We start from the raw sequence: 25,093 nt of genomic DNA, 5'->3' as shown, positions 1-25,093 counted from the left end.
GCGGAGGCCCCGCCGGCGAAGTTTTTTCTTAGTGACCACCAGGATGCACTGCATCATTCAGGTACATGCATGTCAGCACCGTGAAGACGTAGGCCTGCAGGAAAGCCACCAAAAATTCGAGACCGGTTATCGCGACAGTCATGATAAGCGGCAGGATTGCGCCACCGATGCCGATTGCACCCAGACTGCTCAGCGACACCACGAAACCAGCAAACACTTTCAGCGTAATGTGGCCAGCAAGCATGTTGGCGAACAAACGTACGGAAAGGCTGATCGGGCGGGACAGGAAAGAAATGATTTCAATCGGCACCACGAGAATAAGCAGCAGAGCCGGCACGCCCGAGGGCACAAACACCCCAAGGAACTTGAAGCCATGCTTGGCAAACCCATAGACGAGAACCGTACCGATCACGAGAACAGCCAAAGCGAACGTGACGATGATCTGGCTGGTGATGGTGTAGAAATAGGGGAACAGTCCGAGCATGTTGGCCGTCAATACGAATATGAACAGCGAGAAGACGAACGGGAAGAACTTCATCCCGGCAGATCCGGCCGAATCACGCAGCGTCGAAGCCACGAACTCATAGGCCATCTCGGAAACCGACTGCAGACGCGTCGGGATGAGGCCGCGATTGGAAGAAGTCAGATAGAGAAATGCCGACGCGACAGCCACCGTAGCAACCATGAAGGCTGACGAATTGGTGAAGGACAGATCAATTCCACCGACATCAATGGGAATCCATCGTGCAATCTGGAATTGATGGATCGGATCGTTGGCCACGCTAACCTCGTCTATATCGTTCCATGCCCGCAGGCTTATTCCGGTTTCTCGCGGTCCTTGCCCTTGTCAGGCTCAAAACCACGGTTTTCCGCCACATGTCCTGCAGAGCGCAGGATATTCAGCGTTCCGGCACAAAAACCAAGGAGGAGCAGAATGATCAGCCCCCATGGTGACGTGCCCAAAAATCGGTCAGTTAACCAGCCCAACCCCGCCCCCACCAGAACGCCTGCGATAAACTCGCTCGACAATTTCATGGCCTGCGCGACACCGGAGGCGGTCCCCGTCCCCTCGTCTTTCGAACTGATCTTCCGGCCAACACCCTTGGAAGCAAGTTTTGCTTCCAGATCGCGGCTGCGGTTTTCCAGTTCAACCGAAGTCAGCGGCTTTCCGGCATCCGGCGTGTTACCGACAGAACCTGACTGATCGGGGTCGTTTCCCGTGGCCAATGGCATGTCCTTTACACGCTGAATGCAGGGCTTCACCCCCGCTTCGAAGTCGCGCGCAACATATTGTTACGACCCGCGCTAGTCAAGGCGCAGAAGCAGAACTCTCCAAGGTAATTTTCGTGGTCAATTTCAATATGTTAGGTAAATATGACTTTATGTCTCACCTCTGGGGGCAAAAATCCCCGCCCGAATCCTGTGGATAGGAGAAGCGCCGGGCACGGATGTGAGAGGCAATCCGTCAGCGCAGCAAAGCGATTTCCAACTATATGCCTAGTCCAACTCAACCTTGCGTTTCTTGCGGACGCTTCCCAAGCCCACAATAAATAGCGATGCACGCAGACAACATAATAGCGATTTGAGGGCGAAGCAGAAAGCACCGAGCCAGCCGGTGCATCGGGACGATAGGCCTCCCGACCTTGGCAAGGGCCTTGCTCTCAAACTTGGAGGTGAACTATGTGGCGTCTGCCATTTAGCATCACCCTGATATTGAAAAGAACCCGGAGCAGCTGGTCACTGAGCTTCCGGGTTCATTTCACATAGCAGGAACGAGGGGTGGGCGAGAGCCTATCCCTCACTCCAAGAGCGATAATAGCAGTTTTTGCTCAGCTTCCAAGTGGCCTAAGGTCGAAGACCGGCGACGCTCAGATCCAGCCGCCGCCATAGGTGCGGTAGAAGACATGCATGCCGATTTTGTCGACGCGCTTCATCGTGTGGGCCCAGTTCGGCCGGACATAGGTAGCGTGGTAATGGGTGGCGGAGCCGACCTCGGGCAGGAAAATGCGACCGGCGGTGACAGCCATGGCGATTTCCTGCGCCATCTTCCAATATCTTGGCTCGGTGACAACCAGCTTGCGGCCCTCGCAGGCAAAGGAGAACTGGCAGCGGTTGATCCAGTCATCATTCTGGTAAACGACGCCGCAAATCGTCTTCGGATAGGCCGGGTTGCGGACGCGGTTGAGAATAACCTGCGCAACGGCGGCCTGCCCCTTCAAGCTTTCGCTTCTCGCCTCAAAATAAATGCCCGTCGCCAGGCATTTTTGTTCTTCCTTGGTGAAAACAACGGGAGGCAATGGTGATGCCAGCCAGGCGTGGTCGCCTGCGCCCAGTTGCGGAATGAACCGGCCGGGTTGTTTTGGTTCATTCAGGATGTTGTCGAAGGGCGAGGTCTTGGCATAGTCGGGCGCAGCGGGCGCATAACCCAGCGCCAGAACATCCGGCGTGTTGCTGGTGATGAGGCTTGCCAGCATCGGCGAAATCTGCGGATCAGCTTTGGCAGGCGCGCGGTTATGGAAAGCCAGCGCAATCTGGATTTCCTTGCCTGCGATTTTCGGCTTCGCAAAAGCCATCTCGACTTCGATGCCATGCGTTGGGCGGATCAGCATGCTTGAGCGCTGCAGAATCGATCCGGCGCTGAATGCCTTTGGTGGCGCTTTTTTGCTGATGGTAACGATACGGCCCTGCTTTTCAGCGCGGTTGATGCGCTCTTCGTCGGGTGTCGCATCGGGAGATTTTTGCGTGCCATTGACGACGATCGGGCCAATGCCCGGAGCATTGATGCCGCTTGCTGGAATGCCCGATGTGATTGCCTTGTCATCGACGAAGGACATGTTGGCTTTCTGGATGGAACCGGCAGGGGACTTTTCCAGATAGGCAGTCCAGCGGCCATTGCCCGATTCGGAGCCCGACAACATGCTGGCCATATCCTGATAGGCAACAACGGTCGGCGATAACAGATAGATCGCCGCTCCGATGATCATCGGACCCGTAAAGTTCCTGTTTGTCCGATTCTTTCGCCGGGGGCTGGATGCCCGAAAAAACGCAGAAAAACGCACGCCGATACCCCACTCACAACCGAACACTACTGGCCATAAAAATGAAGCATTAACCTTGATGGAGAGTTAACGGGCTTGGGAAAGAACGCGCGGAATAGCGCCTTCTATACCCAAAACGACAAACGCCCCCAAGCTGGACTTGAAGGCGCTGGCAAATATTGGCAGTCGGAAAACGTTCAGCGCTTCTTCTTTGCGCGTCCGGCAAAGGGATTGTCGGAGGTGCGAAGGACCAGCCGCAGCGGCACACCGGGCATATCAAACGTCTCGCGCAGACCATTGGAGAGGTAGCGCACATAGGACGTCGGGAACGCTTCCGGGCGCGAGCAGGAGATAACAAAGCCCGGCGGGCGGGTCTTCACCTGTGTGATGTACTTGATCTTGAGACGGCGGCCGGCCACGGCCGGCGGCGGGTGATGCGTGGTCACACCCTCGATCCAGCGGTTGAGGCGGCCGGTGGAAATACGGCGGTTCCAGATCTCGTCGGTGGAGGCAACGGCGGCCATCAGCTTGTCGATGCCCTGATTGCGTTCGCCGGAAATCGGCACGGCGCGAATGCCGCGAATCTGCGGCAGCAGGCGCTCGGTCTTTTCGCGCAGGTCAGCCAGAACCATTTGACGGTTCTCGACCAAATCCCACTTGTTGAAAGCGATGATCGGCGCACGGCCTTCCCGGATAATCAGATCGGCGATCTGCAAATCCTGCTTTTCGAAGGGGATCGTCGCATCAAGCACGATGATGACCACTTCGGCAAAGCGGATAGCGCGGAGCGCATCACCAACCGAGAGCTTTTCGAGTTTGCCCTGAACGCGCGACTTACGGCGCAGACCGGCGGTGTCGAAGAGCTTGATCTTGCGGCCCTTCCATTCCCAATCGACGGAAATCGAATCGCGGGTAATACCCGCTTCCGGTCCGGTCAGCAGGCGGTCTTCGCCGAGCATGGTGTTGACCAGCGTCGACTTGCCGGCATTCGGGCGGCCAACAATGGCAATGCGCAGAGGCTTGTTTGAATCGTATTCCGGGATGTCTTCGGCATCTGGATCGTCAATATCATCGCCGATCAGATCGTCTTTTGGTCCGGCAACGGCCGGAATAGTGACCGCAACAGCATCACTGTCGGCGTCTTTGGTCTCATACTCGTCCGGAAAGACGCGTTCTTCGCCCAAGGCTTCGACAATCGCGTCGCGCAAATCAGGGAAACCCTGGCCGTGCTCTGCAGAAATCGGGCACGGTTCACCAAGACCCAGCTGATAAGAATCGTACATGCCGGATTCGGCGCCGCGCGCTTCAGCCTTGTTGGCCACGAGGATCACTGTCTTGCCCGAACGGCGGACAAGATCGGCAAAGGTCACGTCAGCAGGCGTAATGCCGGCCTTGGCATCAACGATGAACAAAATGACATCCGCTTCGCCAATCGCCAGTTCCGTCTGGGCGCGCATGCGGCCTTCCAGCGAATCGCTAGGCACTTCTTCCAGACCAGCCGTGTCGATAACATCGAACTTCAGATCATAGAGTTTGGCGGCATGCACACGACGGTCGCGCGTAACGCCCGGAAGGTCATCCACCAGCGCAATCTTGCGGCCGACAAGCCGGTTGAACAGGGTGGACTTACCGACATTCGGACGGCCGATAATGGCGAGGGTGAAGCTCAAAGACTCAAATTCCTGTGTTAGCCGGCTGCCGCAGCAGGTGCTGCGCCGGTGCTGCGCAGCATGTCGAGCATCGTGTCGGCAAACTGGCGAATATTGGCGGGAGCGGCCTGATCATCGGAAATCTGTTTGAACAGTTTTTCCGCATCACCGCCGCGACCAGCTTTCCATGCCGCAAGACCCAGAGCCTCGCGAGCGGAGTGGCGCATCGGATTGCCATCATTTGACAGCGATTCAACGCGGCTGGCGACATCATCATAGGTGCCGGTATCAACGAGCAGCAGAGCTGCGCGCAGCTTGGCAAGATCGCGAATAGATTGAGGCACCGCCGTATCGGCAGAGACCTTGTCGAAGGCAGCAACGGCGGCAGCCGGGTCGCCCTTCTGCGCCTGAACGCCGGCGGCCCGCATACGCGCCAGCACCGGATAGGCGCCGTAGCCGTTCTTTTCCAGATCATCGAGGGTTTTCAGCGCCTCGTCATTCTTGCCGTCGCGGACAAGGTTGAGGGCAGCCAGAAATTCATCACCGGATTTGGATGCCTGCTTCTCGGTCCAGTATTCGTAAAAGGCAAAGATGCCCGTACCGACAACCAGAGCAACAGCAGCGCCAATGAACAGGCCGCCAAAACGCTTCCACGCCGCCCGCATTTTGTCGGAGCGCAGTTCCTCATTTACCTCACGGAAAAAGCCGTCGTCAGTCATAGTGCCTCATCGGTGCCCTTCAGGGGCCTGCCTTGAATGAAATATGGACACGCAAGGCAGCATTCGCCGCTCCGCGCGCACAGAGTTAAGGGGCTTTTAGTCGGAAAATCACCGGGATGTAAGGGCTAAGTGAAAAATACCCCGTGACGGCACATTTAAATCGGTGAAACGCCGATCAGCCAAGCATGCAGTTTCCACACGAAGAGGATGTAGAGAACCACACCGGCGATAATTGCCACGACGTCATTGGATACCGGTCCCGGTACGATAATCGTCTGGGTAATGCCTGCCCGCTCCTGCCGCTTGATGGCGATCCGGTCCGCGACGGCCCACGCGAGGAAAGACAGGAACAAAATCAGCGAGGCAAGATCGCCATTGGCCAACACATGCGCCAGCGCCCAGATTTTGACGGCAAGGAGCATGGGATGTTTGAGGATCGGCTTGAGTTTTCCGGGCTTGAAGTTGGAAATCATCAGCGAAATAAACGAAAACAGCATGAGCAGCAGGGTGATGTGTTTCATCCATACAGGCGGTTCATAGATGAACGGCGAATAGGGCCGCGCTAAAATCCAGCCCCAGATGATCAAACCCAGACCAAGCAGGGAAACAAGGGAATAAAGACCCTTCCACGCGTTTTCACCCCATGCAGCGATCTTGGCCAGACGCCAGCGCGGCGCAACAATGCGCACGGAATGAATACCGAGAAAAACGACAATACCCAGAATCAGTACCAGCATGACGCTCTCCACCGCTGTTGAACGCAGACTATAGCGCCTTTAGAACAGTTCCAAGGCACGCCCTTGCGGTGGATCGACGCGTCCGATGATCGCCACAATTGGCCTGTAGCGAGAAGCATCTCTCCCATTGATTGTGTTGTGCCTGCCTATGCGTCTGTTTTCCCGAGTCCTCGTTGCGTCCCTTGCCATTTCGGCATGTGCGCCCGCCTATGCGGGTGACGATAACGGCTTGCGGGGTTCCATCGGCAGCAAACCGCAATATGTGCTGATCTCGTTTGATAATTCCGGCAGCAATGCCCTGTGGGAGCGTAGCCGGGCATTGGCGGAACGCTCCAACGCAAAATTCACCTACTTTCTCTCCTGTGTCTTTCTGATCGACCGCAGCGACCGCAAGACCTATCAGGCGCCGGGCGAAACTTCCGGCCGTTCCAATATCGGCTATGCCGCCTCGAAGGACGATATCGCCAAGCGGCTCGACAATATCTGGCGGGCGCACAATGAGGGCAACGAGATTGCCAGCCATGCCTGCGGCCATTTCGATGGACGGACATGGACAAAGGCGGATTGGGTGCGCGAGTTCACCACTTACAAGCAGGTGCTGCGCAGCGCCTGGGCCAAATATGGCGGCGATCCCGAGCCTGAAGGCTGGAAGAGCTTTGTTGACAAGGATGTGCGCGGGTTTCGCGCTCCTTACCTCTCGGCAAGCCCCGCGCTTTTGTCCGCTTTGAAAGAAATGGGCTATGCCTTTGATGCCAGCAGCGTTTCCAAGGGCCCTGCCCTGCCGGTGCATGCGGGCGGGCTGTATCAGTTTGCCCTGCCGACCATCAGCGAAGGCCCGGAACACCGCCCTGTAGTCGCGATGGATTACAACATGTTTGTGCGCCATTCCGGCGGTTTCGAGCGGGCAGACCATCTGAATGAGTTTGAAAACCGCGCCTATGATGCGTTCAAGGGCGCTTTTGAACGCCAGTACAACGGCGCGCGCATTCCTTTCCAGATCGGCATTCATTTCACGCTAATGAATGGCGACGCCTATTGGCGGGCACTGGAACGCTTTACTGCCGAGGTCTGCATCAAGCCGGAGGTGCGTTGCACGACCTATAGCGATTACCTCAAGCAAACCGGCGCCGAAGCGCCGGTCACGGGGGCTGCACTCAACAGTCCAAAGGTTTCGGGCAGCGGGATTTAAGCGGCATCAAGAACGGAAATCAGTATTTTCTTGCCCAGCGCCGCCAATGCCGCCTCAAGCAACGGCAATTTGGTGGGATGATCGGGATCAAGAATGCGCCTCGCTTCTGTTTCACCTTTACCCAGCTGGCGGGCGAGCTCGGATTTCGAAAGCCCTGATGACTTGAATGCAGCTATAACCGCCAATTTCAGAGCGTCGGTGGCCTCCACCGGAATTTCTGCCATGCCCTTGCTCCGGCCAGCGCTTGGCATAGGCGGATCTTTGCCATAGGCCAGATAGCCGCGCAGCGCCAATCCCAGAGCCTCGGTGGCATTTTCGCGTGCCTCGCAGAGGTCTCCGCCATGGGTGAGAGCCTCCGGAACATCGGGAAATGTCACCAGAAAACCTCCGTCAGGGTCAGCTTCGATCTTGGCGCGATAGGAATATTGCATCATCTGTTCCCGGTCTTTGTTTCAACCAACGCCCAATTGCTTCCTGATGAGCCTGACATAGCCCGGTGTTAGTTCTCCGGATTTAACGGTGGTAAATCTGTCACCCAATCGAACACGATAATGGGAGCCTTTACCCCGGTTCTCCACCACTTCGAACGTCATCTCTAATCGTCTGGCTATATCGCGAAGTTCACGCAACAAGGCTTCTCTTTTCATGCCTATGTCTTTCATGCCAACTATCGCACATTTTTGTGTGATAAGCAAAGACTACAATGACATGGATGAAGGGCACCGATCTATGGAACGTTGGTATGAGAAAATAAGAGGCGGCGCTATTTAAGCGCCGCCAGCTTGTGGCAGTTAATGCTCAACACCGGTTTCAAGATAGTGCTGATCGATAGATGGAAGGGGTTCGTCATAGATGACAGCTTCGAAAGCCCTCAGACGTTTATAAATTGACAAAAGCTCAACGATTGTTGACCACGATGCGACGAGATATTGAAATGAACTTCTTACTTGTTCAAAAACGTTCATTATTTGCGTCATGAGACCAAGTGTTAGTTTTCCAGCGGCAATCGACGGAATAAGCACCAACAACGAAAACAGATTGTCGGTCCAAGTATAAAGAAAGCTAGCTGCATTGAAATATAGATAGTTGAAATACAAACGAAAGTAATTTTTACGAACGTTTGCAAATAGCTCTGCTACCGTTGGTGGCTGCGCTCTATTCTCATCATCCTCACCATAAACAAGTTCTTTTCTGTATGCAGCTTCAACACGCTGATTCTTAAATTCCAACCCCGGTAGCTTGTAACCAACGAGCGCTAGAAAAATAGTACCAAACACAGACCATCCTATTGCAGCAAAAACCAGCGCGTAGGGTATCTCACCAATTATTGGAAGCTCCGTTACATCTTTGGAGAGAACAAACAGAACGGGCAAAAAAGCGATCAGCGTCATTAGAGCCCTTACAAGACTAACGCCTAGCCCCTCAACGGTTCTCGAAAATCTCATCGTGTCGTCTTGAACACGTTGTGATGCACCTTCGATATGTCGGAGTTTTTGCCAATGCTCCATGTAAAAATCATTCATTGCTGTTCGCCAACGAAAAACATAATGGCTGACAAAAAACGCGTTAAGCGAACCAACTGCGATAGCAAGAAGCGCGATGCCGGTAATGTCTACGAGACCAAGATAAAACTGCTTTGCCGTCACAGGTGCTGTTTTAGCCAAAGCAGCCTGAATAAGATCATAATAGGGGCCGTACCAAGCATTGAACGCAACGCTCACTTGAACGGAAAAATACGTTACAAAGATAATGAGTGCCGATCCTAAAACGGACCATTGCTGCCATTTATGTGGACTATAAAATGCCCAAAACCCATAAAAGGCGAAAACAACGACGATGTAGTAAACATAAAACCAAAGGAACGGTGTCGATAGAAAAAGTGGAATGCCGCTAATCGCTGGCGCATCTGGTGCCGCAGGCGGCAGTCCAAAATGGGCACCAAAATTTCGCCCACCGAAGTACCATAATAATACCGCTGCAAGCGACCAGAGTACCGCAGATGTGAAAAACAGCTTTGGCTTGGGGAAAAATGAGACAAACACGGTGGCGGGTTCCTCGTATAAATGACGTCAAATCAGAGTTGATTTGGTCTGAGACTACCACCACGAATAGGGCAAAGCGTGTGCAGCAGCAATTAAATTGCTGTAATATTCAACGCCCGGCAAGAAACGCAAAAACAGCGCCAATGACGAGGCTTGCCGCTGCCGCAAGGGTCGCTGCGGTAAAATTCCCCGTGGTATTGGCGAGATAGCCGCCAACCAGCGGTCCGATGATCTGGCCGATACCGAAGGCGGCAGTCATGACCGCCATGACGCGGCGCGGTGATTGCGGCAGGATCGACCGGCCGGCCTGAAAGCCAAAGGCGGTAATCACGATGAAGGTGAGGCCCAGAAGCACGCCGCCGAGCAGTGGCCCGACAGGCACGGGCAACACCACGCTGGCCGCGACACCAGCCGCCTGTATCAGGCAGCCCAACGCCACCGCGACAAAGGGGCCGACGCGGCGCAGCACTGGTGTCCATAACCAGACAGATATGGCGGCAGTCGCACCGGTAAGCAGCCAGACCATTGCCTCCATAAATGTGCCGCCATGGCTGTTACGGATAATGGCGATCAGGAATGTGGCCGTGATGATGTATCCGAAACCAAAAATGCCATATGTGATATTGATCTTGATGAAATCCGCCGTCCAGCGCACCGGCGGTTCCTTTACCACCGTTCCGGTTCGCAAGGGGCCTTCCGGGATAAGCCAGAAAACCGCCAGCAAGCCGAGAAAGGAGAAGATCGCAGCGGCGATCCAGTCCATGCGCCAGCTTAATCCCATGATATCACTGGCGGCTACGAACACGGCTGACAGCGCGATACCAGCACCGACACCGGCAAAATGCAGAGCCTGCAAATCCTGCCGGTTGGCAGCGGCAAGATGGCTGAAGACGATGGTGGCGCCAAGGACCAGCATGAAAGCACTGACAATCCCTGCGAAAAAGCGCAGGACTGCGACCTCAAAAACGTTGTTGCTCAGCCCCACCACGAGGCAAAGCATCGCGCTTACCGCCAGCGAAATGAGGACAACCCGGCGTTCGATGCCCGATGCCCAGCCATAACCAGCGACAATGGCACCAAGGAGATAGCCGATATAATTGGCTGATGCGATGACCCCGGCTGCGGCCGGGGTGAAGTAAAGGTCTTGCATCATCGCAGGCAGAACCGGCGTAAAAATAAAGCGGCCAATGCCCATGGCAACGGCCATGGTGACGAAACCGCCAAGAGCAAAGCGAACGGGGGAATATGCCTGCGAACTCATGCGCCGGACATTATCGCTGCATTGCAACATGACAAGACAATAAATTTGATGGACCCGTCACCATTGGTGATCAATCGCTGCTCGATCCTATGAGCGCGGATATCAGATGCTGACAGGTGCCGTCACACCCCGGCGGCTGATTCTATATACCGCAGCGGGTGGAAGGTTGCGGAAAGCGCGGCCAATACAGACGGATTCCAAATCCAGCTGCTCAAGCACCGCCTTGGGCACAGGGCAGCGAAAACCATAGGTGAACTGGTAATAGGCGCCGTCAGGGCGAAGATTGCTGAAAGCACCACCGAGAATAGCGGCGACCTTATCCGAGGTCATGCTGAGAAGCGGCAGGCCGCTAACGACCGCACCCGCAGGTTGCATGTCAAAGAATTCGTGCAGATCGAGCTGGGCCGCATCCATTTGCAGGATGCGCATGCCGGGAAAGCGCGACTGCAGCAATCGGGCGAATTCAGCGCCATATTCGATAAGCGTCAAATCCTTGGGGCGAACACCCCGGGCCAGCAAAGCATCGGTAAACACACCCGTGCCCGGTCCAAGCTCCAGTACTGGGCCGGAAGTGGAGGAAATTTCACTGGTGATCAGTCTGGCGAGGGCTGCACCCGATGGCGCGATGGCGCTGACGCGAAACGGATCGCTGAGCAAAGCCCGCAGGAAAGTCAAAACGCTACCCGTCATAAAAATTCATGCTCCAACGTTTTTAACGCAGCCCGCTTATTACGCGCCAGAATTGTGGGAAGATTGCGGAAATTCTCAGCGACAAAGATATCCACAGCAGTTTCTTCAGGCAGCATGTAGAGATCACATCACGATATTACAGATGCGGATGCGAATTTGATAGTGAAACAGGCACCTCCACCCGGTGCCTGCGTCACAATAACCTTTCCCCCATGCAACTGCACGGCTTCCCGCACAAGATTGAGGCCACGACCCGCGCCGCGACCCCGCCCGCGCAGGCGGTAAAAGGGTTCGAAAATCAGGTTTCGTTGTCCCGGAGGAATGCCCCGCCCTTCGTCCTCAACGGAAATGCTGGCCGGATTGGCAACGCGGATGGTGATCGTGCCTTTGCGCCCGCCATGTTGGATGGCGTTCTGCACGAGATTGATCATGGCCCGTTCGAGTGCCCTCTCATCCCCGTTCACCCTCGCCCGGTTCGTATTGGGCTCAAGCGATAGGGCATAACCGGCCGAAACGGCCATCGGTGCAAGTTGAGATGCCACCCGTCGGCTTAAGGCAAGCAGATCAACCGCTGCAAATTGTGCACTGGCGTGGCTGAGACGCTGCAGGTCCAGCAATTGTTCAGCGAGGATGGCAAGATGCGCGACACCTTCGAGCAAACGGACGTCGGCTGCGCCGGGCGGTAACGATTCCAGCCGGGTTTGCAAAACAGCAATGGGCATGGTCAGCTCACGTGCTGCATCGAGCAGAAAGCGTTTGTGACTGTTATAGCCAATATCGAGCTGCGCGAGTGCCGTGTTGATGGCATTCACCAGCGGCGTGACCTCGCGTGGCACTCCATCCAGCCGCAGACGGGCGCCGCGTTCATTGATATCGATACGCGCCGCTTCGGCCGCCACGTTTGCCAGACCGATATGGGCGCGGCGCACCACAAAATGAGTGATCAGGAACATAGCAAAAGCGATCAGAAGCACATCAGGAAAAACCACGCGCGCCAACACCGCGCCGGGAGCATCCACAGCTCGCAAGAGCCCCGTGCACGCCAGGGTGCCGATGACCAATGTAATGCAAACGACCAGCATCACGCCCTGCATCAGAAGCAGGCGTTTCATCAGATGCCATGTCAGAGAATGCGGCCTGGCATCATCCATCAGACGAAGCACATGAATAGATGCGTAACGCCGGCGTGGATTTTATCATCGATGCTGCAGAGCGGATCTTCCACCAACAAAATTCGCAACACTTTGAACCAATCAATACAGGGTTTCAGACACGTCAGCAGAAATACCGGGCTTGCACTTGCGTGTCGCAAGGATCGGAAGTGGCCCGCATCCAGTTCCCAAAGCCCGGCATATCTGTTCGTGCCGTAAATTAAGCGATGCACATTGCACAAAGGTTGCGCCGTGACGGCCTGCGATTCCGTATGGTGTTTCTCTCGGGCACTCCCGGTGCATAAAATAACACTAAGGTATTGCCCTAAGTTTTAATCCGATTTATCGTGGCCTTGAAAAGCAGATGCAACACAATCGGAAAAGCCGCCACCATGACGCCGCGCACCGCCCTTCCAGATCCAGCTATCCCTCCGATTGATGCGGTATTTCGCGCGCTGGCTGATCCGACCCGGCGGCATGTGCTGGAGCGCCTGAACAGAAGTCCGGCTTCGGTGAGTGAACTCGCCTCGCCTTTCGATATGGCGCTGCCATCTTTCGTTGAACATTTGCGGGTTCTGGAAGGCTGCGGCCTCGTGCACTCGCGCAAAACAGGCCGCGTGCGGACTTATCAGATCGCCCCGGCCCGCCTGAAAATGGCCGAGGACTGGCTGAGCGAACAGCGGGCGCTGTGGGAGCGCCGTCTCGATCAGCTCGATGATTATCTGTTGACCCTCAAGGAGGAGGAAAAACCATGACACGATTGCCCAAACCCGATCCGAAACTTGATCTTGTGCTTGAACGCACGGTCGATGTGCCGCCCGAACTGGTCTGGAAGGCCTGGACCATGCCCGAGCACGTGGCACAATGGTTCACGCCAAAACCCTGGCACATCCCGGAATGCGAGATTGACCTGCGCCCCGGCGGCATTTTCCGTACCGTGATGCAGTCACCAGAAGGCGAGCAGGCCATCAATCTCTTCTGCTATCTCGATATCGTGCCGAATGAGCGGCTGGTATGGACCAATGCGCTGCTTCCCGGTTATCGCCCGTCCAGCCAGCCATTCATCACCGCAATCACCACCTTCGAACCGCATGGCAACGGTACGAAATACACCGCGATGGCGATGCATGTAGACGAAGCCACCCGGCAAAAGCATGAAGATATGGGCTTTTACGATGGCTGGGGCACGGTGCTTGATCAGGTCAGGGATTATGTGAAGACGATCTAAGCAAGCTATTGATGGCGGCAGTCCCGTAACCAGCGAAGCTGCGGGACTGCCAGCCTGACTTCAATGCAATGTCCAGCGGTCCAGTATTTCGTATTCGGACAATCCCCGTTTGCTATGGATAAGGAAAAACTCATTCACCTTGAAACGGATGGGCTCAATCTCCTGCTGTGTAACGAAGCGTTGGTCGTAGAGGAGCGTTAGATGCGGGCAGTAATCACCCATCCTCGTCCGCAAACCGTTAGCGATCATGGCTGATCCGAGCCGCTGATAAAGTTGTCGGACACCGTCACCTTCCCCGAGCAGCACAAACGGGCAGTGGTTTCTCTTACCACCTGGAAAGCTGCGGGCCCTATCGAAGGTGAGCTCGAACGGCGTCATGGCCACCGCATTGCCTGCCAGCCTGGCCGCAAGCACTTCCTGGGACCGCAGGCGCTCACGATCACTCACCCATAGCAACGAGACATGAAACCGATCCTCGCTGATATATCCCCGGGCATCCAAGTTTAAAGCGCTGACGAGCTGCGTCCTTCGTGTGCTCACGCGATCAGAAATTGAAGATCCAGTCATCAGACCGAAGAACATCCGGTCCGCATTTTCAGGTTGCCACGGCCTATTCGCCCAGCCATCGTTCAAATCAAACTCATGTTGCATGTGCGTACTCCTGCAACGGGCATGAGAAATGAAGGAAACAAATTAGAACAAAATATGAACATTGACAAGATGGAGGGTGCGCGTGCCGTCCACAACATCACAAAAATTGCGCTGCTTTAGACGGCACTCGGTCTTCAAACCGTCACGACAATCTTGCCGAATTGCTGGTTCGACTCGAGATAGCGGTGCGCCTCGACAATCTGTTCAAACGGAAAGATCCTGGCGATGACCGGCTTAAGCGAACCTGTCGCCAGACCGTTGAGAATGAATGTCTTGGCAGCGGCAAGCCGCCCTGCATCCTGTGTGATTTCGTAAACACGATAGCCGCGCAATATCAGGCTCTTTTTCAACACCGTGAACAGTGGAAAAGGAGTCGCTTCAGGGCTCAAGCCACCATATTCAAGCAGAATGCCGCCAACCGACATCGCCGCTGTCAGCGCTTCAAATATCGGTCCGCCAATGGGATCGAACACCACGCGCACTCCATCAGGGCCAGCAATCTCGTGCAGCCGCGTTTCGAGATTTTCTTCCGCCAAGGCAATGACATGCGCAGCACCGGCGTCGAGCAAGGCCTGCTTCTTTTCCGATGTCCGGGTCACCGCGATAGCTGTCGCACCAGCCATATTGGCAATCTGGATAGCAGCAAGCCCGACACTGCTGGAGGCAGCGGTGATAACGACAAAATCGTCGGGACAAATGTTTGCGATATCGACCAGCGCGCCGTAAGCGGTGAGATATTGCATCCAGACCGCCGCCGCCGTTTCCCAGCCAAGTGACGGCGGATGCTTGATGACAAGCGCCTCGGGATAGGTGGCAAGCTCGCCATAGGCTGGCCAGCGGAACATCTGGACCGGCGGCACAACACTGACCGCATCGCCCGCTGCAAAGTCCGTCACACCCTCGCCCACTGCCGCGACGATGCCTGCTGCTTCAAGGCCAAGACCGGAGGGCAAAGGCGGGTTCTCGATATAAGTGCCTGAACGCATCAGGCTCTCGGCCCGGTTCAGACCGATTGCCTTGACGCGGATTTGCACCTCGCCCGGACCGGGCAAAGGAATATCGATATCTTCGATGCGCAACACATCAGGGCCACCACGCTCATGAAAGCGAACAACACGGCTCATCGTCATAACTCCAAAATAATTGAACTGAATGAGCTATGACAGCGCGGGATAACGGGATAAATGGGTGTATAAGCACAACAGTCGAAACTGAGAGTTTTGAATATGGACCGTCTCGTCAGCATGTCCGTGTTTGTCAGAGCCGTCGATCTAGGCTCGTTCGCGGCAGCAGCCGATGCGCTCAGCCTGTCAGCACCGATGATCGGCAAACATGTCCGCTTTCTGGAAGAGCGCCTTGGCATGCGCCTGCTCAACCGCACTACGCGCCGCCAGAGCCTGACAGATTTTGGACGTGCCTATTACGACCGCTGCCGTATTGTGCTGGCTGAAGCGGACGCTGCGGATGCATTGGCAGCCGATCACCTGACCGAGCCACGCGGCAAACTGCGCGTCACCATGCCTGTTCACTTCGGACGGCGCTGTGTTGCCCCGGTTTTGATGGAGCTGGCACAGCGATATCCGGCGCTGGAACTCGATTTGTCATTGAGCGACCGCTTTTCCGATCTTGCCGAGGATGGTTATGATCTGGCGATCCGCACCGGCGAACTTGAAGACAAGGCCGGACTGATCGCGCGCCGTGTCGCCCGCCAGCGCATGATTGTTTGCGCCTCACCTTCTTATATCGAGAAGCATGGCAGTCCCGAACAAATAGAGGATCTAAGCAGACACAGGGCCGTTGTCTATCACCGGTCCGGCCGGCTTCGCCCGTGGGTGTTTCAACATGAGGACCAGCCTCCGATAGAGGTCATGCCGGTCTCCCGGCTGAGAATCGACGATCTGGATGCTGTGGCCGACGCCGCATCGATCGGCTTGGGGCTGGCGTGGCTGCCAAGCTGGCTGGTGCGCGAGCGGCTTCGGACAGGTACACTGGTCCAGCTTTTGCGGCATGAGCCGGAACTGCCCTATGACTGCCACGCCCTATGGCTGCAGACACCGCATCTGCCGCTGAAAGTGCGGTTTGCAGTCGATGCATTGGCAGCGGCTTTACCTAAGATGATGGATTGAAAACAGTTACGTACCCAAAGCCTGCCACATGGCGTGGATGATGCGAAACGAGCGCTCGTCGCCAATAAACGAAAAGCGCATTTTGTTCATGGCATAGGCAAAGGTCGTACGCGCATCCATGTCGATAAGAATGAAGGAACCGCCGCCGCCAGCCCAGAACAGACTGTTGGGATTGGGGGGCGCAAGGGTCAAAATCGGACTGGGAAGACCAAAACCCAAACCAAAGCGCACCTCCATGTTGCGCATGACCAGATCAGGGCCATCGATCTGCTGTTCCAGCGCTTTGCGGCAACCCGCTTCAGACAGGAGGCGCTTGCCTTTGGCCACGCCGCCATTGGCGAGCAGGGCATGAATTTCCGCGATGGAACGGGCATTGCCATGCCCGTTGACGGACGGGATTTCGGTACCCCGCCACGCACGGGTGCGGGTGGATGCAACCTCAGTCTGCGTGTCGATCCATGTGATTTTCTGCACATCGCTCATTTCAACACCCGCAGCGCTGGGCACAGAACCCGACGGCACGAGATCGGCGACGCGGTCATCCTCCGTTTCCGGCAAACCGATGGAAAAGTCGGCACCCAGCGGCTCGGCGATCTCCTCGCGGAAAACGGTTCCAAGGCTCTTACCGGTGATGCGGCGCACCACTTCGCCGATGAGAAATCCGAATGTATAGACGTGATAGCCCGATGCCGTTCCCGGCTCCCACAGGGGCGCTTGTGCAGCGAGCATCGACGTTACCTTTTCCCAGTCATAAAAATCCTGGCCGCTCACTGCCGGATGCCAGCCTGACAGGCCCGACGTGTGGCTCATCAGCTGGGCAACAGTGATCCCGCCCTTGCCGTTTGCTGCAAATTCCGGCCAGTATTTGGCCACAGGCAGAGAAAAATCGAGTTCACCCCGGTCTGCCAGAAGCAACGCGGTCAGCGCCGTCATGGTCTTGGTGGTGGAGTAGACATTGACAATGGTATCGCTCTTCCACGGCCTTGTTTTCGTCTCGTCGGCATACCCGCCCCAAAGGTCGATAACTGTCTCGCCTTCGACAGTTGCGCAGAATGAAGCACCGATTTCTTCGCCATTGGCGAAGTTGGCTTCGAAGGCTTCCCGTGCAGCGGAGAATTTCTCGTGAGCGAATCCGCCGATGCTGCCATATGTCATATCTGCCCCCAAACCTGCCCGCTCGAGAACATTTGCCCCGGCGCGAGGCGGAAACTACACCCGCATTCCGCGCCCTGACAATTCTTGAACGGAACTCATTTGTCCCCATCTAAGAAGGAGAGAGGCTTTCCCGACATCGCCGCGTTTCAGGCTGACGGCATTTTGTCGAATTTCGGCAGGGCCGGATCAAGATGATCCCACGCATAACCACGCATGGCGTAGGTCACCGCTTGCGGCTTGTAGCGGCTCGGATCATCAAGGCTTGCGGCATGGATCGTGAAGAAATCCGGCATCGCGGCGAAGGTCAGATAGACCGGTGAACCGCAGGTGGGGCAAAAGGCGTGTGTCTTGATGTTACCGCTGTCACCAGCAACGTCCCACTGTGTCGCCTTGCCTTCGAGTTTCACATTCCGCTTGTCCGGGAATGTCAGATACGAACCATGTCCCGTACCACTCCTGCCCTGACAGTCGAGACACTGGCAATCATTCATGAAGATGGGTTCCGCCGCTATTTCATAATGGATCGCGCCGCAGGTGCAGCCGCCGGTATAGGTCTTGCTCATGTCTGTTCTCCTCCTCTAAAAACGTGGGCTCTCAGCCTTGTGTGTATTCATCGTGGCGACGCCACCAGACGCCATTTTCGTTGCGTCCTTTTGGTGCGCGGTCGAACCATTGGTACATGCCCCACAGACCGTCCACGCCGCGCGAATAGGACGAATAGGTGTGGTAGACGACACCATCCTCCAGCACGAAGGTACTGATTCCAGGGCGCTCGCGCGCATAGGTTGCCGTGTCGGTTCCGGACATTGCTGCAAACGTTGCGGTTCCATCCGGCGTTGTGCGTGAGGCGATTTCGACGACCGGTTCCTCGCGCTCGTAATTGTATTCGACGGTACCGTTGCGCTGTGCTTCTTCGGTCAGCGAAACATTGAAATCGAAATTGAAATCGCTGCCGTAAGAAGAGGCCCATGGGAATGTCCAGCCCATGCGCTGTTTGTATCCTTGAAGCTTCTCCAGCGGCGCACGCGATATCGCCATCAGTGTCACGTCGTGGTTTGCCAGATGCACCACGAAACCATCGAAGCCATCGGCAATGGAAGAACAGGACGGGCAGCCAGCTTTGTAATCCGGACCGAACATGAAGTGATAGACGAGAAGCTGCGAGCGCCCTTGAAAGAGGTCCGGCAGCGATGCCTTTCCTGCCTCGGTCTCGAACTGGTAAGTCTTGTCGATCCGGACCCACGGCAATTCCTGCCGCCGCTGTGCCAGCGCATCGCTGCGCCGCGTCAAATCTTTCTCTGCTTTGAGCAGCTCAATTCGGGCAGCAAGCCACTCTTCACGCGAAACCACAGGGTTTTGCATGGTAACCTCCTCTTGTTAAGGCTGTCTCTTTTAACCGTTGGCTTCGGCACCAACGGCCAATGTCATCAGGTCTTTGACTGGGATTAGTGCAGTTTTTTCGACGAGACCTGTTCGTCGACGATAGCGCCAAGACGCGGGACGACCTTCTTCCAGCCATCACTCATACTGTTGAATGCCGTATTATTCCTTGGCAGCACGAAGCCGGAATGGACGAGGCGGACGCGCGTACCATTCTCGACTTTGGAAAGGGTCCACGTGACTATGGTTTCGAGGCGTGAACCATATCCGACATTGCCGTCGTGTCCGCCCTTCCAGGCGTAGACGAACCGTTCATTCAGTGCCACTCCCAACACTTCACAGCGAATGATGCCGTCCCATGCGCCAGACGGGGTGGTCTTGTAGGTGAAGTGATTACCCTTAACGGCTTCAAACCCTGTGGGTTCCATCAGCCAGCGGCCGATCAGTTCGCCAGATGTGAGCGCCTTCCAGATCGTTTCCGGAGCATGCGGAAAGACCTCGTCAACCACAATGTCCTGCGTGTGGGGTTTCAATACGGTCTCATTCATGGATCAATCTCCTTCAGGAGGCTTCGAAGATCGGCGAACCGGTCGCGCCAGAAGACGCCGTAGTGCCCCATCCAATCGACCAGCGGGGCAAGACCTTCCGGCTCGGCGCGATAATACACCTTGCGACCCTCCGGCCGCTCAATCACCAATCCGGCCTGTTTCAGCGATTTGAGATGCTGGGATATGGCACCCTGGGTTACGCCGCTCCCCTGCGTCAATTCAACGACGGTTATTTCGTCAGATTTCACAACACGCTCGAACAGGGCCCGGCGGGTGGGGTCAGCAAGGGTGCGTAAAACGGTGGTGATGGTGGCGGTTTCGATCATGCATTTCAATTAGCCTATGCTAATCAATTAGTCAATTCTAATTTGTCAGAGGCTCGACCTGCCCGTCTGCAAACACCATCAGAATCTTTTGAAAGCCGGACGAAATGCCGGACTGTAAATAGGCCTGCCTATATGTCTCGATATATGTCGGTCCTTCCGCACAGGCGAGAACGAGCCATCGCTCACTCGCCAACTCCTCAGACCGAGGGCTAGCGGTTGCCGTACCGACATGCAGGAGCAGGGATTGTGTGAGGTTCAGGAGAATATCTGCGTCCGAGTCGGGATTGTGCACGAAACCGATCACCTTCTCCGCTGGTGCCAAAACGCCTTTTACAAAGCGAATACGGACCTGATTCCCGTGGATTGTGTCCTTGATCTCCACCGGCAGAGACGGGCGCGTAAAACAGTCCCAGACAAGGCTTTCCAACATGGCGGTCGTCTTCGAGGCCAACCGAATGGGTGCGGTGACAGTTACAATCACGGCATTGCCGTCCGGGACGAACTTTGACAGCGAGATTTGCAAACGCGCAACAAGCCGCAGTGCGACTTTGTCGAACCGCAAACGCGGTTTTGCGGAATTTTCCGATTCAGCAAGTGTCTGAGATATGGCCGCAATGTCGACGGCGATGCGTTTATCAGCGATTGTCAGACAGGTATCAGCCTCACCACTGTCACCCTTTTGCCAAGGCACCGAAAAGCGCTTGGCGACTGCCTCGATAGCGGCCTGTTTCCGTCTCTCCAATGATGTCATGGGCGCATCCATTCAGACAGCTTGCATTGCCGCTTGATCATTTCAAGCGATCATATCGTGCTGATCCGGGAAAAGAGAGACGCCCGATGAAAAGCGAATGGCTCTGAACTGCTTCAGAGCCATTCGCTTCATGGAGAGTATGGAGCTTTAGTTTATGCCGCCAATGGCCTGTGTTGCTGCAAAACCGGTAAAGCCAAGGCGAGGCTCCTTTGCCAGGGCTTCATGCCGGATTACCGGCTTGGCATTCCTGTCATGAATACCGGTCTTGAATGCATAGGCCGTGTTGGTTTTATAGCTTGCAGTCTGCGTGCCAGGTCCGGTCGTTGAGCAGGCTGCGAGAGAAAGGACAATACCTGCGGTGAGAAGTAAGCGCGTCATGGGAACACCCCTCCTTGGGGTTGAATGTGTAGATTGGTAAAGACGGTTGCACTGCAATTGCATTACGACTATAATATCACATTACGATCATAATGCAATAGCGTTTGCGCTATGCAATCGGGAGGCCCGGATGCGTTACGAAAAAGGACATAAGGAAAATACCCGCCAGCAGATCACCGAGGTAGCTGCAGAGCAGTTCAGGGATCAGGGCGTCTCGGCGGTTGGGCTTGCTGCCATCATGGCCGATGCTGGCCTGACCAACGGGGCGTTTTACACCCACTTTTCGTCAAAGAATGATCTGGTCAGGGAATGCGTTGAACGCACACTGGATGCACAGTACGAGTCCATGGCACGAACCATCGGTCAAAACGACCTGGAAACAATTTTACGCCAGTATTTGAGCCCGAGCCACCGCGATGACCGCGGCCATGGCTGTCCGTCTGCCGCTCTCCTGCCGGAGATCAGCCGCCAGTCACCCGAGACGAGGCATGCTTATACGGTTCGTTTCAATGCAGTGGTGGATCTGATCGCTAGGCATTTAAAGGGGCGGGAGCCTGAGGATGCCAACCATACCGCTCGATCGATATTTGCCCTGGTTGTGGGATCGCTGCAGCTCGCACGCGCCGTGGATGATCCTGCACTTTCCGATGACATTCTCGAAGGCGCCATTGCGACGGTCCTGAAGCTGGCGCGAAATCCATCAGCTACGCAGTAACCAGCGTGTACAAAGCCTGCCTTTGAAGAATGGGGCCGCGACCGTCTCTTACTGCGCTCCGACCGGCCGGGACGGATAAACAGGCGGCACCTGCGCAGATTTGGGTGCGCTGGATATCGCGCCTGTCGCCATGCTCGAAATGCCGGAACGGGATTTTCCCGCAATCAGCAGGTCTTCGTGCACCCAGCCGATCATATCGGTGGCTGGCACCACAATACGGTGCCACTTGCCGGTTTTGCTGTAGGAACGCATTTCACGGCCCTTCTCGACAGTACCCACTGGATCGGATTTATCCCAAGCATTGCGCCGCAGGGTGAGCCTTTCCCTGGCGTAAACGACTGAGGGCGCCATATTGGGCATGTTGATGCCGCGTGGCAGATGAATACTGGTTTTTTCAGTAGTGCCCACCGCAACATGCGGGCGCTGCAGCAGCGGCACGGACTGCAGTGCAGCCTGCTGCACTGGCTTCGTTGCCACAGGATTTTGCGGTTGTACGCCGACCGAAACGGATGGACGCGGTATAGGAGCAGTGGAAGTGCTGACGCGGCTATTGTCCTGGCGAGGCTCGCTTTTTGCAGACTGTTTCACATCTACATCCGGCGCCGCTGGCGCTGGCTTGCTGATGCGCGTGGCGGGTTGATCGAACCATCGAGTGAAGTTTGTCAGCGTGCTTTTGTGCTGCGTCACGCCCCATACGCCCAGAATGCCGATTCCAACGATGGCTGCCAGAGCCACCAACGAGCCGTTTGAAGATTTGCGCGACGAAGACCGCGAAGACGATCGCTTCGGCGAACGCGATGATGAACGGGTGCTACGCTTTTTGCTGGCCATAAAGATCCTGCCCTCTTCAGCCCGGTGATGATGGGGCTTCGTCAAAGTCGGGTTTGATAACATTCGCGAGCGCCGAATCGCGACGCTATCAAATGTGACAGGGCTTTCTTGGTATTTCGTTACCGGCTGCAAACGCCGTGATATACCGGACCGGGTAGCAGGCTCCGGTGAAGCCGATAATGCGGGGTCATTTCGGTTTTGCAAGCAGACCGGTGGCCAAATGCCGGAAGGCCTCAACGGCTTTTGGTAAAACCTCTTTCGGATTTCCACTGGCCGCAATCCACAGCGCCGCGTTGAGTGCGGCGCCATTGATGAGCCGGGCTGCGGCCTCTGCGTCCACGGGCTTGAGAACTCCTTGCGCGATCAGCCGCTCAACAGTTTCTTTCGTCACCTGCAAGCAATTGTTCTGACTTGGCCATTGTGAGGGATCCCCCAGAACAGCCGGCCCATCAAGCAAGACAATCCGCTGGACTTCGGGATTGAGCGCCATCTCGATATAGGCTGCGCCCTCAGCCAGCAGGCCGTTCCAATCGTCTCCTACGCGAGCGCCAATCTCCTGCGCCTGCGAAGCCATCTCAACATCGATCTGTTGAACGACGGCTGCCAGAAGTCCACGCTTGTCCCCGAAATTGTGGTAAAGCGCGCCGCGGGTCAGACCGACGTCGGCCGTCAGCTCATCCATGGAAGCAGCAGAATATCCCTTTTCGGCAAAGGCCTTTCGTGCGGCACCGATCAGCTTTGCGCGGTTCGCTTCCATCGTTTCAACGCGTCGCTTCGCCATCTTTGCCCTCGTTCACATATTTCACATACGTGCCGTATATGGATTGACATACGACACGTATATTCCTATATCGCATACACAACGTATGTCAAACCGTGCGCGGCGAGAGCCTTGATATCCCCTTGCGCACCCAACAATGATGACAAGGAAATCATAGGATGACGCAACGCGAGGCGATTTTTCCAGCAAACCGGCATGCACTTTATGAGGCACATGGCTATTCAGCCGCGATACGCTCCGGCGACCTGCTCTTTGTTTCAGGACAAGTTGGCAGCCGTCCCGACGGGACGCCTGAACCGGATTTCGGACGTCAGGTCGAATTGGCCTTCGACAACCTGAGGGCAACGCTGGAAGCGGCCGGCTGCTCCTTCGCCGATCTCGTCGATGTGACCACGTTTCACACAGACCCGGAAAACCAGTTCGAGACGATCATGGCCGTCAAAAACCGGCTCTTCAGTGCCCCGCCCTATCCCAACTGGACGGCGATAGGCGTGAACTGGCTTGCCGGTTTCGATTTCGAGATCAAGGTGATCGCCCGGATTCCCGAAGCGGCATAACGCATTGATCATCCGCTAAAACGGCGGCTCCAGTCCGCTGGGCGTCAGTCGCGTGATATGGAGAGCCCCGAGAGAAGCGGAGCGTATGCGGCGAACCTGCGGGATACGAACTCCGTGAAGAGCCGCACGCGCTTCGTCTTGCGCGTCTCCCCCTGCGTGAGAAGCCAGAGCGTTCCGTACATGTGCAGGTCGGTGCCTGGCACCCGCACCAGCAGGGGGTCGGCATCTCCGACGAAGCACGGCAGTGTCGTGATCCCGAGCCCCTGCCGTACAGCAACGATCTGCGCCTCGGCATCCGTGACCCTGAATGGAGCACCCGTGGTGCGAACTTCACCCGCGCTGGCCCAATCCGGAATTCCATGCATGCTTATGACAATCCACCGGATGGGATCAGGCGCACTGGCACGCCATGCTGCTAGTCGATCCCGGGACATGTAAACGCCGCCGAACACCTCCGGTCCCTTCAGGCCGTGAAGATTGAGCGGCAAGGTTTTGCGGTCGTAGACAACGCGGATCGCCACGTCGGCCTCTCGGTTGGTCAGATTTGCCAGATCGCCGGACGACAGGATTTCCATCTCAATGTCCGGATGCAGCCGCGCGAAATCAGCGAAGTCCGGCATGAGCAGGTGGGTTGCAAGAGGCGGTGGCAATGTCACCCGCAGGAGCCCGCGCACGCTTTGGTCGCGCCCGAAGACGCGCGTCTCCAGCTGGTGCGACGACGCTTCCATCTGGTTCGCAAGCTCAAGGACCTCCTCGCCCGCAGTCGTCAGACGGTAGCCCGAAGGCAGTTTTTCGAACATGTGCGCCCCGAGGCGTTCCTCAAGCTGAGCGATGCGCCGCAGCACGGTCGAGTGATACACGCCCAAGCCCTCGGCGGCAGCCCGCACGGAGCCTCCGCGCGCTACGGCAAGAAAATAGCGAATGTCATCCCAGTCAGTCATGGTGCAATCCTGCACCGCGCGGTGCACCTTCCAAAGCCCATATCTAACGTATCGTACAACAGTACGGGTGATCATCATAGCTTGTGTCGACGAGTTTGGCCCAATTCCCAAGGGCGGGCAGCGATCATCGCAATAGGCGCCAATCGTCCAACCGGATCAAATTTGCACCACTGATGTGCGCCCTTCCCCACTCAACAAGTGATGCCACCGAACCCATTTCGAGGGTCTCGGGGACGACCCCGAACAACC

The 25,093-nt window shown here is 56.1% G+C and carries 29 protein-coding genes; 6 read left to right on the top strand and 23 right to left on the bottom strand.

All coding sequences use genetic code 11. From position 1 onward, the window contains the following. Positions 1-28: 28 nt before the first annotated feature. The 6 genes from HB779_RS09675 to HB779_RS09650 form a co-directional block, all read right to left on the bottom strand. Positions 29-781 carry a F0F1 ATP synthase subunit A gene (locus tag HB779_RS09675; protein ID WP_188345498.1) on the bottom strand — a complete coding sequence of 251 codons (753 nt, stop codon included), beginning with the start codon at positions 779-781 and terminating at the stop codon, positions 29-31. Positions 782-816: 35 nt separating this feature from the next. Then, positions 817-1,227, bottom strand: a complete 411-nt coding sequence (locus tag HB779_RS09670; protein WP_244642506.1) for an AtpZ/AtpI family protein — start codon at positions 1,225-1,227, stop codon at positions 817-819. 641 nt (positions 1,228-1,868) lie between these two features. Continuing rightward, positions 1,869-2,984: a cell wall hydrolase gene (locus HB779_RS09665; protein ID WP_188345496.1), complete on the bottom strand. Its 1,116-nt coding sequence runs from the start codon at positions 2,982-2,984 to the stop codon at positions 1,869-1,871. A 251-nt stretch (positions 2,985-3,235) separates the two neighbouring features. After that, positions 3,236-4,708, bottom strand: coding sequence for a ribosome biogenesis GTPase Der (gene der, locus HB779_RS09660; RefSeq protein ID WP_188345495.1), 1,473 nt, complete (start codon positions 4,706-4,708; stop codon positions 3,236-3,238). A 17-nt stretch (positions 4,709-4,725) separates the two neighbouring features. Beyond that, the gene (locus tag HB779_RS09655; protein ID WP_188345494.1) at positions 4,726-5,406 is read right to left on the bottom strand and encodes a tetratricopeptide repeat protein; all 681 of its coding nucleotides are present in this window, start codon (positions 5,404-5,406) and stop codon (positions 4,726-4,728) included. A gap of 155 nt (positions 5,407-5,561) precedes the next feature. Further along, a complete protein-coding gene (locus tag HB779_RS09650) occupies positions 5,562-6,143 on the bottom strand; it encodes an NnrU family protein (RefSeq protein ID WP_188345493.1) in 582 nt (193 codons plus the stop codon). 148 nt (positions 6,144-6,291) lie between these two features. On the opposite strand from HB779_RS09650, the gene HB779_RS09645 reads away from it, so the two are divergent. Then, positions 6,292-7,332: a polysaccharide deacetylase family protein gene (locus HB779_RS09645; protein WP_188345492.1), complete on the top strand. Its 1,041-nt coding sequence runs from the start codon at positions 6,292-6,294 to the stop codon at positions 7,330-7,332. On the opposite strand, the gene HB779_RS09640 is transcribed toward HB779_RS09645, so the two are convergent. From HB779_RS09640 to HB779_RS09620, 5 genes are all read right to left on the bottom strand, one after another. Beyond that, positions 7,329-7,763, bottom strand: a complete 435-nt coding sequence (locus tag HB779_RS09640; RefSeq protein WP_188345491.1) for a type II toxin-antitoxin system HicB family antitoxin — start codon at positions 7,761-7,763, stop codon at positions 7,329-7,331. The two genes, HB779_RS09645 and HB779_RS09640, sit on opposite strands and share 4 nt — an antisense overlap. A gap of 360 nt (positions 7,764-8,123) precedes the next feature. Beyond that, positions 8,124-9,374 (bottom strand): peptide antibiotic transporter SbmA, encoded by a 1,251-nt coding sequence (sbmA, locus tag HB779_RS09635; RefSeq protein ID WP_188345490.1) that lies wholly within the window; start codon positions 9,372-9,374, stop codon positions 8,124-8,126. A 109-nt stretch (positions 9,375-9,483) separates the two neighbouring features. Then, on the bottom strand, positions 9,484-10,635 hold the full coding sequence (locus HB779_RS09630) for a YbfB/YjiJ family MFS transporter (protein WP_188345489.1): 1,152 nt from the start codon (positions 10,633-10,635) through the stop codon (positions 9,484-9,486). Between the two features lie 102 nt (positions 10,636-10,737). Beyond that, entirely contained in the window at positions 10,738-11,325 is a 588-nt protein-coding gene (locus tag HB779_RS09625; RefSeq protein ID WP_188345488.1) for a class I SAM-dependent methyltransferase, read from the bottom strand. Positions 11,326-11,453: 128 nt separating this feature from the next. Continuing rightward, positions 11,454-12,476 carry a HAMP domain-containing sensor histidine kinase gene (locus HB779_RS09620; protein WP_188345487.1) on the bottom strand — a complete coding sequence of 341 codons (1,023 nt, stop codon included), beginning with the start codon at positions 12,474-12,476 and terminating at the stop codon, positions 11,454-11,456. Between the two features lie 392 nt (positions 12,477-12,868). Between HB779_RS09620 and HB779_RS09615 the strand changes: the two genes are divergently transcribed. Together HB779_RS09615 and HB779_RS09610 are read left to right on the top strand one after the other, a co-directional pair. Next, the gene (locus HB779_RS09615) at positions 12,869-13,231 is read left to right on the top strand and encodes a helix-turn-helix transcriptional regulator (RefSeq protein ID WP_188345486.1); all 363 of its coding nucleotides are present in this window, start codon (positions 12,869-12,871) and stop codon (positions 13,229-13,231) included. Further along, positions 13,228-13,704 carry an SRPBCC family protein gene (locus HB779_RS09610; RefSeq protein WP_188345485.1) on the top strand — a complete coding sequence of 159 codons (477 nt, stop codon included), beginning with the start codon at positions 13,228-13,230 and terminating at the stop codon, positions 13,702-13,704. The genes HB779_RS09615 and HB779_RS09610 overlap by 4 nt, the downstream gene beginning before the upstream one ends. 60 nt (positions 13,705-13,764) lie before the next feature. Here HB779_RS09610 and HB779_RS09605 read toward each other — a convergent pair whose 3' ends face one another. Then, entirely contained in the window at positions 13,765-14,355 is a 591-nt protein-coding gene (locus HB779_RS09605) for a 2'-5' RNA ligase family protein (protein WP_188345484.1), read from the bottom strand. 134 nt (positions 14,356-14,489) lie between these two features. Further along, on the bottom strand, positions 14,490-15,479 hold the full coding sequence (locus HB779_RS09600; protein WP_188345483.1) for a zinc-dependent alcohol dehydrogenase family protein: 990 nt from the start codon (positions 15,477-15,479) through the stop codon (positions 14,490-14,492). A 102-nt stretch (positions 15,480-15,581) separates the two neighbouring features. On the opposite strand from HB779_RS09600, the gene HB779_RS09595 reads away from it, so the two are divergent. Further along, a complete protein-coding gene (locus HB779_RS09595; protein ID WP_188345482.1) occupies positions 15,582-16,481 on the top strand; it encodes a LysR substrate-binding domain-containing protein in 900 nt (299 codons plus the stop codon). A 6-nt stretch (positions 16,482-16,487) separates the two neighbouring features. Here HB779_RS09595 and HB779_RS09590 read toward each other — a convergent pair whose 3' ends face one another. The 7 genes from HB779_RS09590 to HB779_RS09560 all read right to left on the bottom strand — a co-directional run bounded on the left by HB779_RS09590 (position 16,488) and on the right by HB779_RS09560 (position 21,019). Beyond that, positions 16,488-17,636: a serine hydrolase gene (locus HB779_RS09590; protein ID WP_188345481.1), complete on the bottom strand. Its 1,149-nt coding sequence runs from the start codon at positions 17,634-17,636 to the stop codon at positions 16,488-16,490. A 146-nt stretch (positions 17,637-17,782) separates the two neighbouring features. Further along, complete coding sequence (locus HB779_RS09585) at positions 17,783-18,199, bottom strand: GFA family protein (RefSeq protein WP_188345480.1); 417 nt, start codon at positions 18,197-18,199, stop codon at positions 17,783-17,785. 31 nt (positions 18,200-18,230) lie between these two features. Then, the gene (locus HB779_RS09580; protein ID WP_188345479.1) at positions 18,231-18,998 is read right to left on the bottom strand and encodes a thioredoxin family protein; all 768 of its coding nucleotides are present in this window, start codon (positions 18,996-18,998) and stop codon (positions 18,231-18,233) included. A gap of 83 nt (positions 18,999-19,081) precedes the next feature. Further along, positions 19,082-19,564, bottom strand: coding sequence for an SRPBCC domain-containing protein (locus tag HB779_RS09575; RefSeq protein ID WP_188345478.1), 483 nt, complete (start codon positions 19,562-19,564; stop codon positions 19,082-19,084). Beyond that, the gene (locus tag HB779_RS09570) at positions 19,561-19,890 is read right to left on the bottom strand and encodes a helix-turn-helix transcriptional regulator (protein ID WP_188345477.1); all 330 of its coding nucleotides are present in this window, start codon (positions 19,888-19,890) and stop codon (positions 19,561-19,563) included. Before HB779_RS09570 ends, HB779_RS09575 begins: the two co-directional genes overlap by 4 nt. A gap of 37 nt (positions 19,891-19,927) precedes the next feature. Then, complete coding sequence (locus tag HB779_RS09565; protein ID WP_188345476.1) at positions 19,928-20,641, bottom strand: hypothetical protein; 714 nt, start codon at positions 20,639-20,641, stop codon at positions 19,928-19,930. 147 nt (positions 20,642-20,788) lie between these two features. Then, complete coding sequence (locus HB779_RS09560) at positions 20,789-21,019, bottom strand: hypothetical protein (protein WP_188345475.1); 231 nt, start codon at positions 21,017-21,019, stop codon at positions 20,789-20,791. 130 nt (positions 21,020-21,149) lie between these two features. Here HB779_RS09560 and HB779_RS09555 point away from each other — a divergent pair, with 130 nt between their 5' ends. Further along, a complete protein-coding gene (locus HB779_RS09555) occupies positions 21,150-21,734 on the top strand; it encodes a TetR/AcrR family transcriptional regulator (RefSeq protein WP_188345474.1) in 585 nt (194 codons plus the stop codon). Positions 21,735-21,782: 48 nt separating this feature from the next. On the opposite strand, the gene HB779_RS09550 is transcribed toward HB779_RS09555, so the two are convergent. Together HB779_RS09550 and HB779_RS09545 are read right to left on the bottom strand one after the other, a co-directional pair. Continuing rightward, positions 21,783-22,565 carry a hypothetical protein gene (locus HB779_RS09550; RefSeq protein ID WP_188345473.1) on the bottom strand — a complete coding sequence of 261 codons (783 nt, stop codon included), beginning with the start codon at positions 22,563-22,565 and terminating at the stop codon, positions 21,783-21,785. 187 nt (positions 22,566-22,752) lie between these two features. Then, positions 22,753-23,346, bottom strand: coding sequence for a TetR/AcrR family transcriptional regulator (locus tag HB779_RS09545; protein WP_188345472.1), 594 nt, complete (start codon positions 23,344-23,346; stop codon positions 22,753-22,755). 158 nt (positions 23,347-23,504) lie between these two features. On the opposite strand from HB779_RS09545, the gene HB779_RS09540 reads away from it, so the two are divergent. Beyond that, positions 23,505-23,903 (top strand): RidA family protein, encoded by a 399-nt coding sequence (locus HB779_RS09540; RefSeq protein ID WP_188345471.1) that lies wholly within the window; start codon positions 23,505-23,507, stop codon positions 23,901-23,903. Positions 23,904-23,947: 44 nt separating this feature from the next. Here HB779_RS09540 and HB779_RS09535 read toward each other — a convergent pair whose 3' ends face one another. After that, positions 23,948-24,844 (bottom strand): LysR family transcriptional regulator, encoded by an 897-nt coding sequence (locus HB779_RS09535; protein ID WP_188345470.1) that lies wholly within the window; start codon positions 24,842-24,844, stop codon positions 23,948-23,950. Between the last annotated feature and the right edge of the window lie 249 nt (positions 24,845-25,093).

Source organism: Phyllobacterium sp. 628 (assembly GCF_014189505.1).
GTDB lineage: Bacteria > Pseudomonadota > Alphaproteobacteria > Rhizobiales > Rhizobiaceae > Phyllobacterium.
Note: the sequence above shows the minus strand (reverse complement) of the source record. Positions and strands in the feature narration are given on the sequence as shown.

Excerpts from the sequence above, each read along its gene's own strand:
- HB779_RS09560 (WP_188345475.1), bottom strand. The coding sequence starts at position 21,019 with ATGACGCGCTTACTTCTCACCGCAGGTATTGTCCTTTCTCTCGCAGCC.
- HB779_RS09545 (WP_188345472.1), bottom strand. The coding sequence starts at position 23,346 with ATGGCGAAGCGACGCGTTGAAACGATGGAAGCGAACCGCGCAAAGCTG.
- HB779_RS09575 (WP_188345478.1), bottom strand. The coding sequence starts at position 19,564 with ATGAATGAGACCGTATTGAAACCCCACACGCAGGACATTGTGGTTGAC.
- HB779_RS09655 (WP_188345494.1), bottom strand. The coding sequence starts at position 5,406 with ATGACTGACGACGGCTTTTTCCGTGAGGTAAATGAGGAACTGCGCTCC.
- HB779_RS09630 (WP_188345489.1), bottom strand. The coding sequence starts at position 10,635 with ATGAGTTCGCAGGCATATTCCCCCGTTCGCTTTGCTCTTGGCGGTTTC.
- HB779_RS09625 (WP_188345488.1), bottom strand. The coding sequence starts at position 11,325 with ATGACGGGTAGCGTTTTGACTTTCCTGCGGGCTTTGCTCAGCGATCCG.
- HB779_RS09640 (WP_188345491.1), bottom strand. The coding sequence starts at position 7,763 with ATGCAATATTCCTATCGCGCCAAGATCGAAGCTGACCCTGACGGAGGT.
- HB779_RS09665 (WP_188345496.1), bottom strand. The coding sequence starts at position 2,984 with ATGATCATCGGAGCGGCGATCTATCTGTTATCGCCGACCGTTGTTGCC.
- HB779_RS09580 (WP_188345479.1), bottom strand. The coding sequence starts at position 18,998 with ATGCAAAACCCTGTGGTTTCGCGTGAAGAGTGGCTTGCTGCCCGAATT.
- HB779_RS09620 (WP_188345487.1), bottom strand. The coding sequence starts at position 12,476 with ATGGATGATGCCAGGCCGCATTCTCTGACATGGCATCTGATGAAACGC.
- HB779_RS09600 (WP_188345483.1), bottom strand. The coding sequence starts at position 15,479 with ATGAGCCGTGTTGTTCGCTTTCATGAGCGTGGTGGCCCTGATGTGTTG.
- HB779_RS09605 (WP_188345484.1), bottom strand. The coding sequence starts at position 14,355 with ATGCAACATGAGTTTGATTTGAACGATGGCTGGGCGAATAGGCCGTGG.
- HB779_RS09570 (WP_188345477.1), bottom strand. The coding sequence starts at position 19,890 with ATGATCGAAACCGCCACCATCACCACCGTTTTACGCACCCTTGCTGAC.
- HB779_RS09610 (WP_188345485.1), top strand. The coding sequence starts at position 13,228 with ATGACACGATTGCCCAAACCCGATCCGAAACTTGATCTTGTGCTTGAA.
- HB779_RS09555 (WP_188345474.1), top strand. The coding sequence starts at position 21,150 with ATGCGTTACGAAAAAGGACATAAGGAAAATACCCGCCAGCAGATCACC.
- HB779_RS09590 (WP_188345481.1), bottom strand. The coding sequence starts at position 17,636 with ATGACATATGGCAGCATCGGCGGATTCGCTCACGAGAAATTCTCCGCT.
- HB779_RS09540 (WP_188345471.1), top strand. The coding sequence starts at position 23,505 with ATGACGCAACGCGAGGCGATTTTTCCAGCAAACCGGCATGCACTTTAT.
- HB779_RS09645 (WP_188345492.1), top strand. The coding sequence starts at position 6,292 with ATGCGTCTGTTTTCCCGAGTCCTCGTTGCGTCCCTTGCCATTTCGGCA.
- HB779_RS09535 (WP_188345470.1), bottom strand. The coding sequence starts at position 24,844 with ATGACTGACTGGGATGACATTCGCTATTTTCTTGCCGTAGCGCGCGGA.
- HB779_RS09595 (WP_188345482.1), top strand. The coding sequence starts at position 15,582 with ATGGACCGTCTCGTCAGCATGTCCGTGTTTGTCAGAGCCGTCGATCTA.
- HB779_RS09550 (WP_188345473.1), bottom strand. The coding sequence starts at position 22,565 with ATGGCCAGCAAAAAGCGTAGCACCCGTTCATCATCGCGTTCGCCGAAG.
- HB779_RS09615 (WP_188345486.1), top strand. The coding sequence starts at position 12,869 with ATGACGCCGCGCACCGCCCTTCCAGATCCAGCTATCCCTCCGATTGAT.
- HB779_RS09650 (WP_188345493.1), bottom strand. The coding sequence starts at position 6,143 with ATGCTGGTACTGATTCTGGGTATTGTCGTTTTTCTCGGTATTCATTCC.
- HB779_RS09585 (WP_188345480.1), bottom strand. The coding sequence starts at position 18,199 with ATGAGCAAGACCTATACCGGCGGCTGCACCTGCGGCGCGATCCATTAT.
- HB779_RS09565 (WP_188345476.1), bottom strand. The coding sequence starts at position 20,641 with ATGACATCATTGGAGAGACGGAAACAGGCCGCTATCGAGGCAGTCGCC.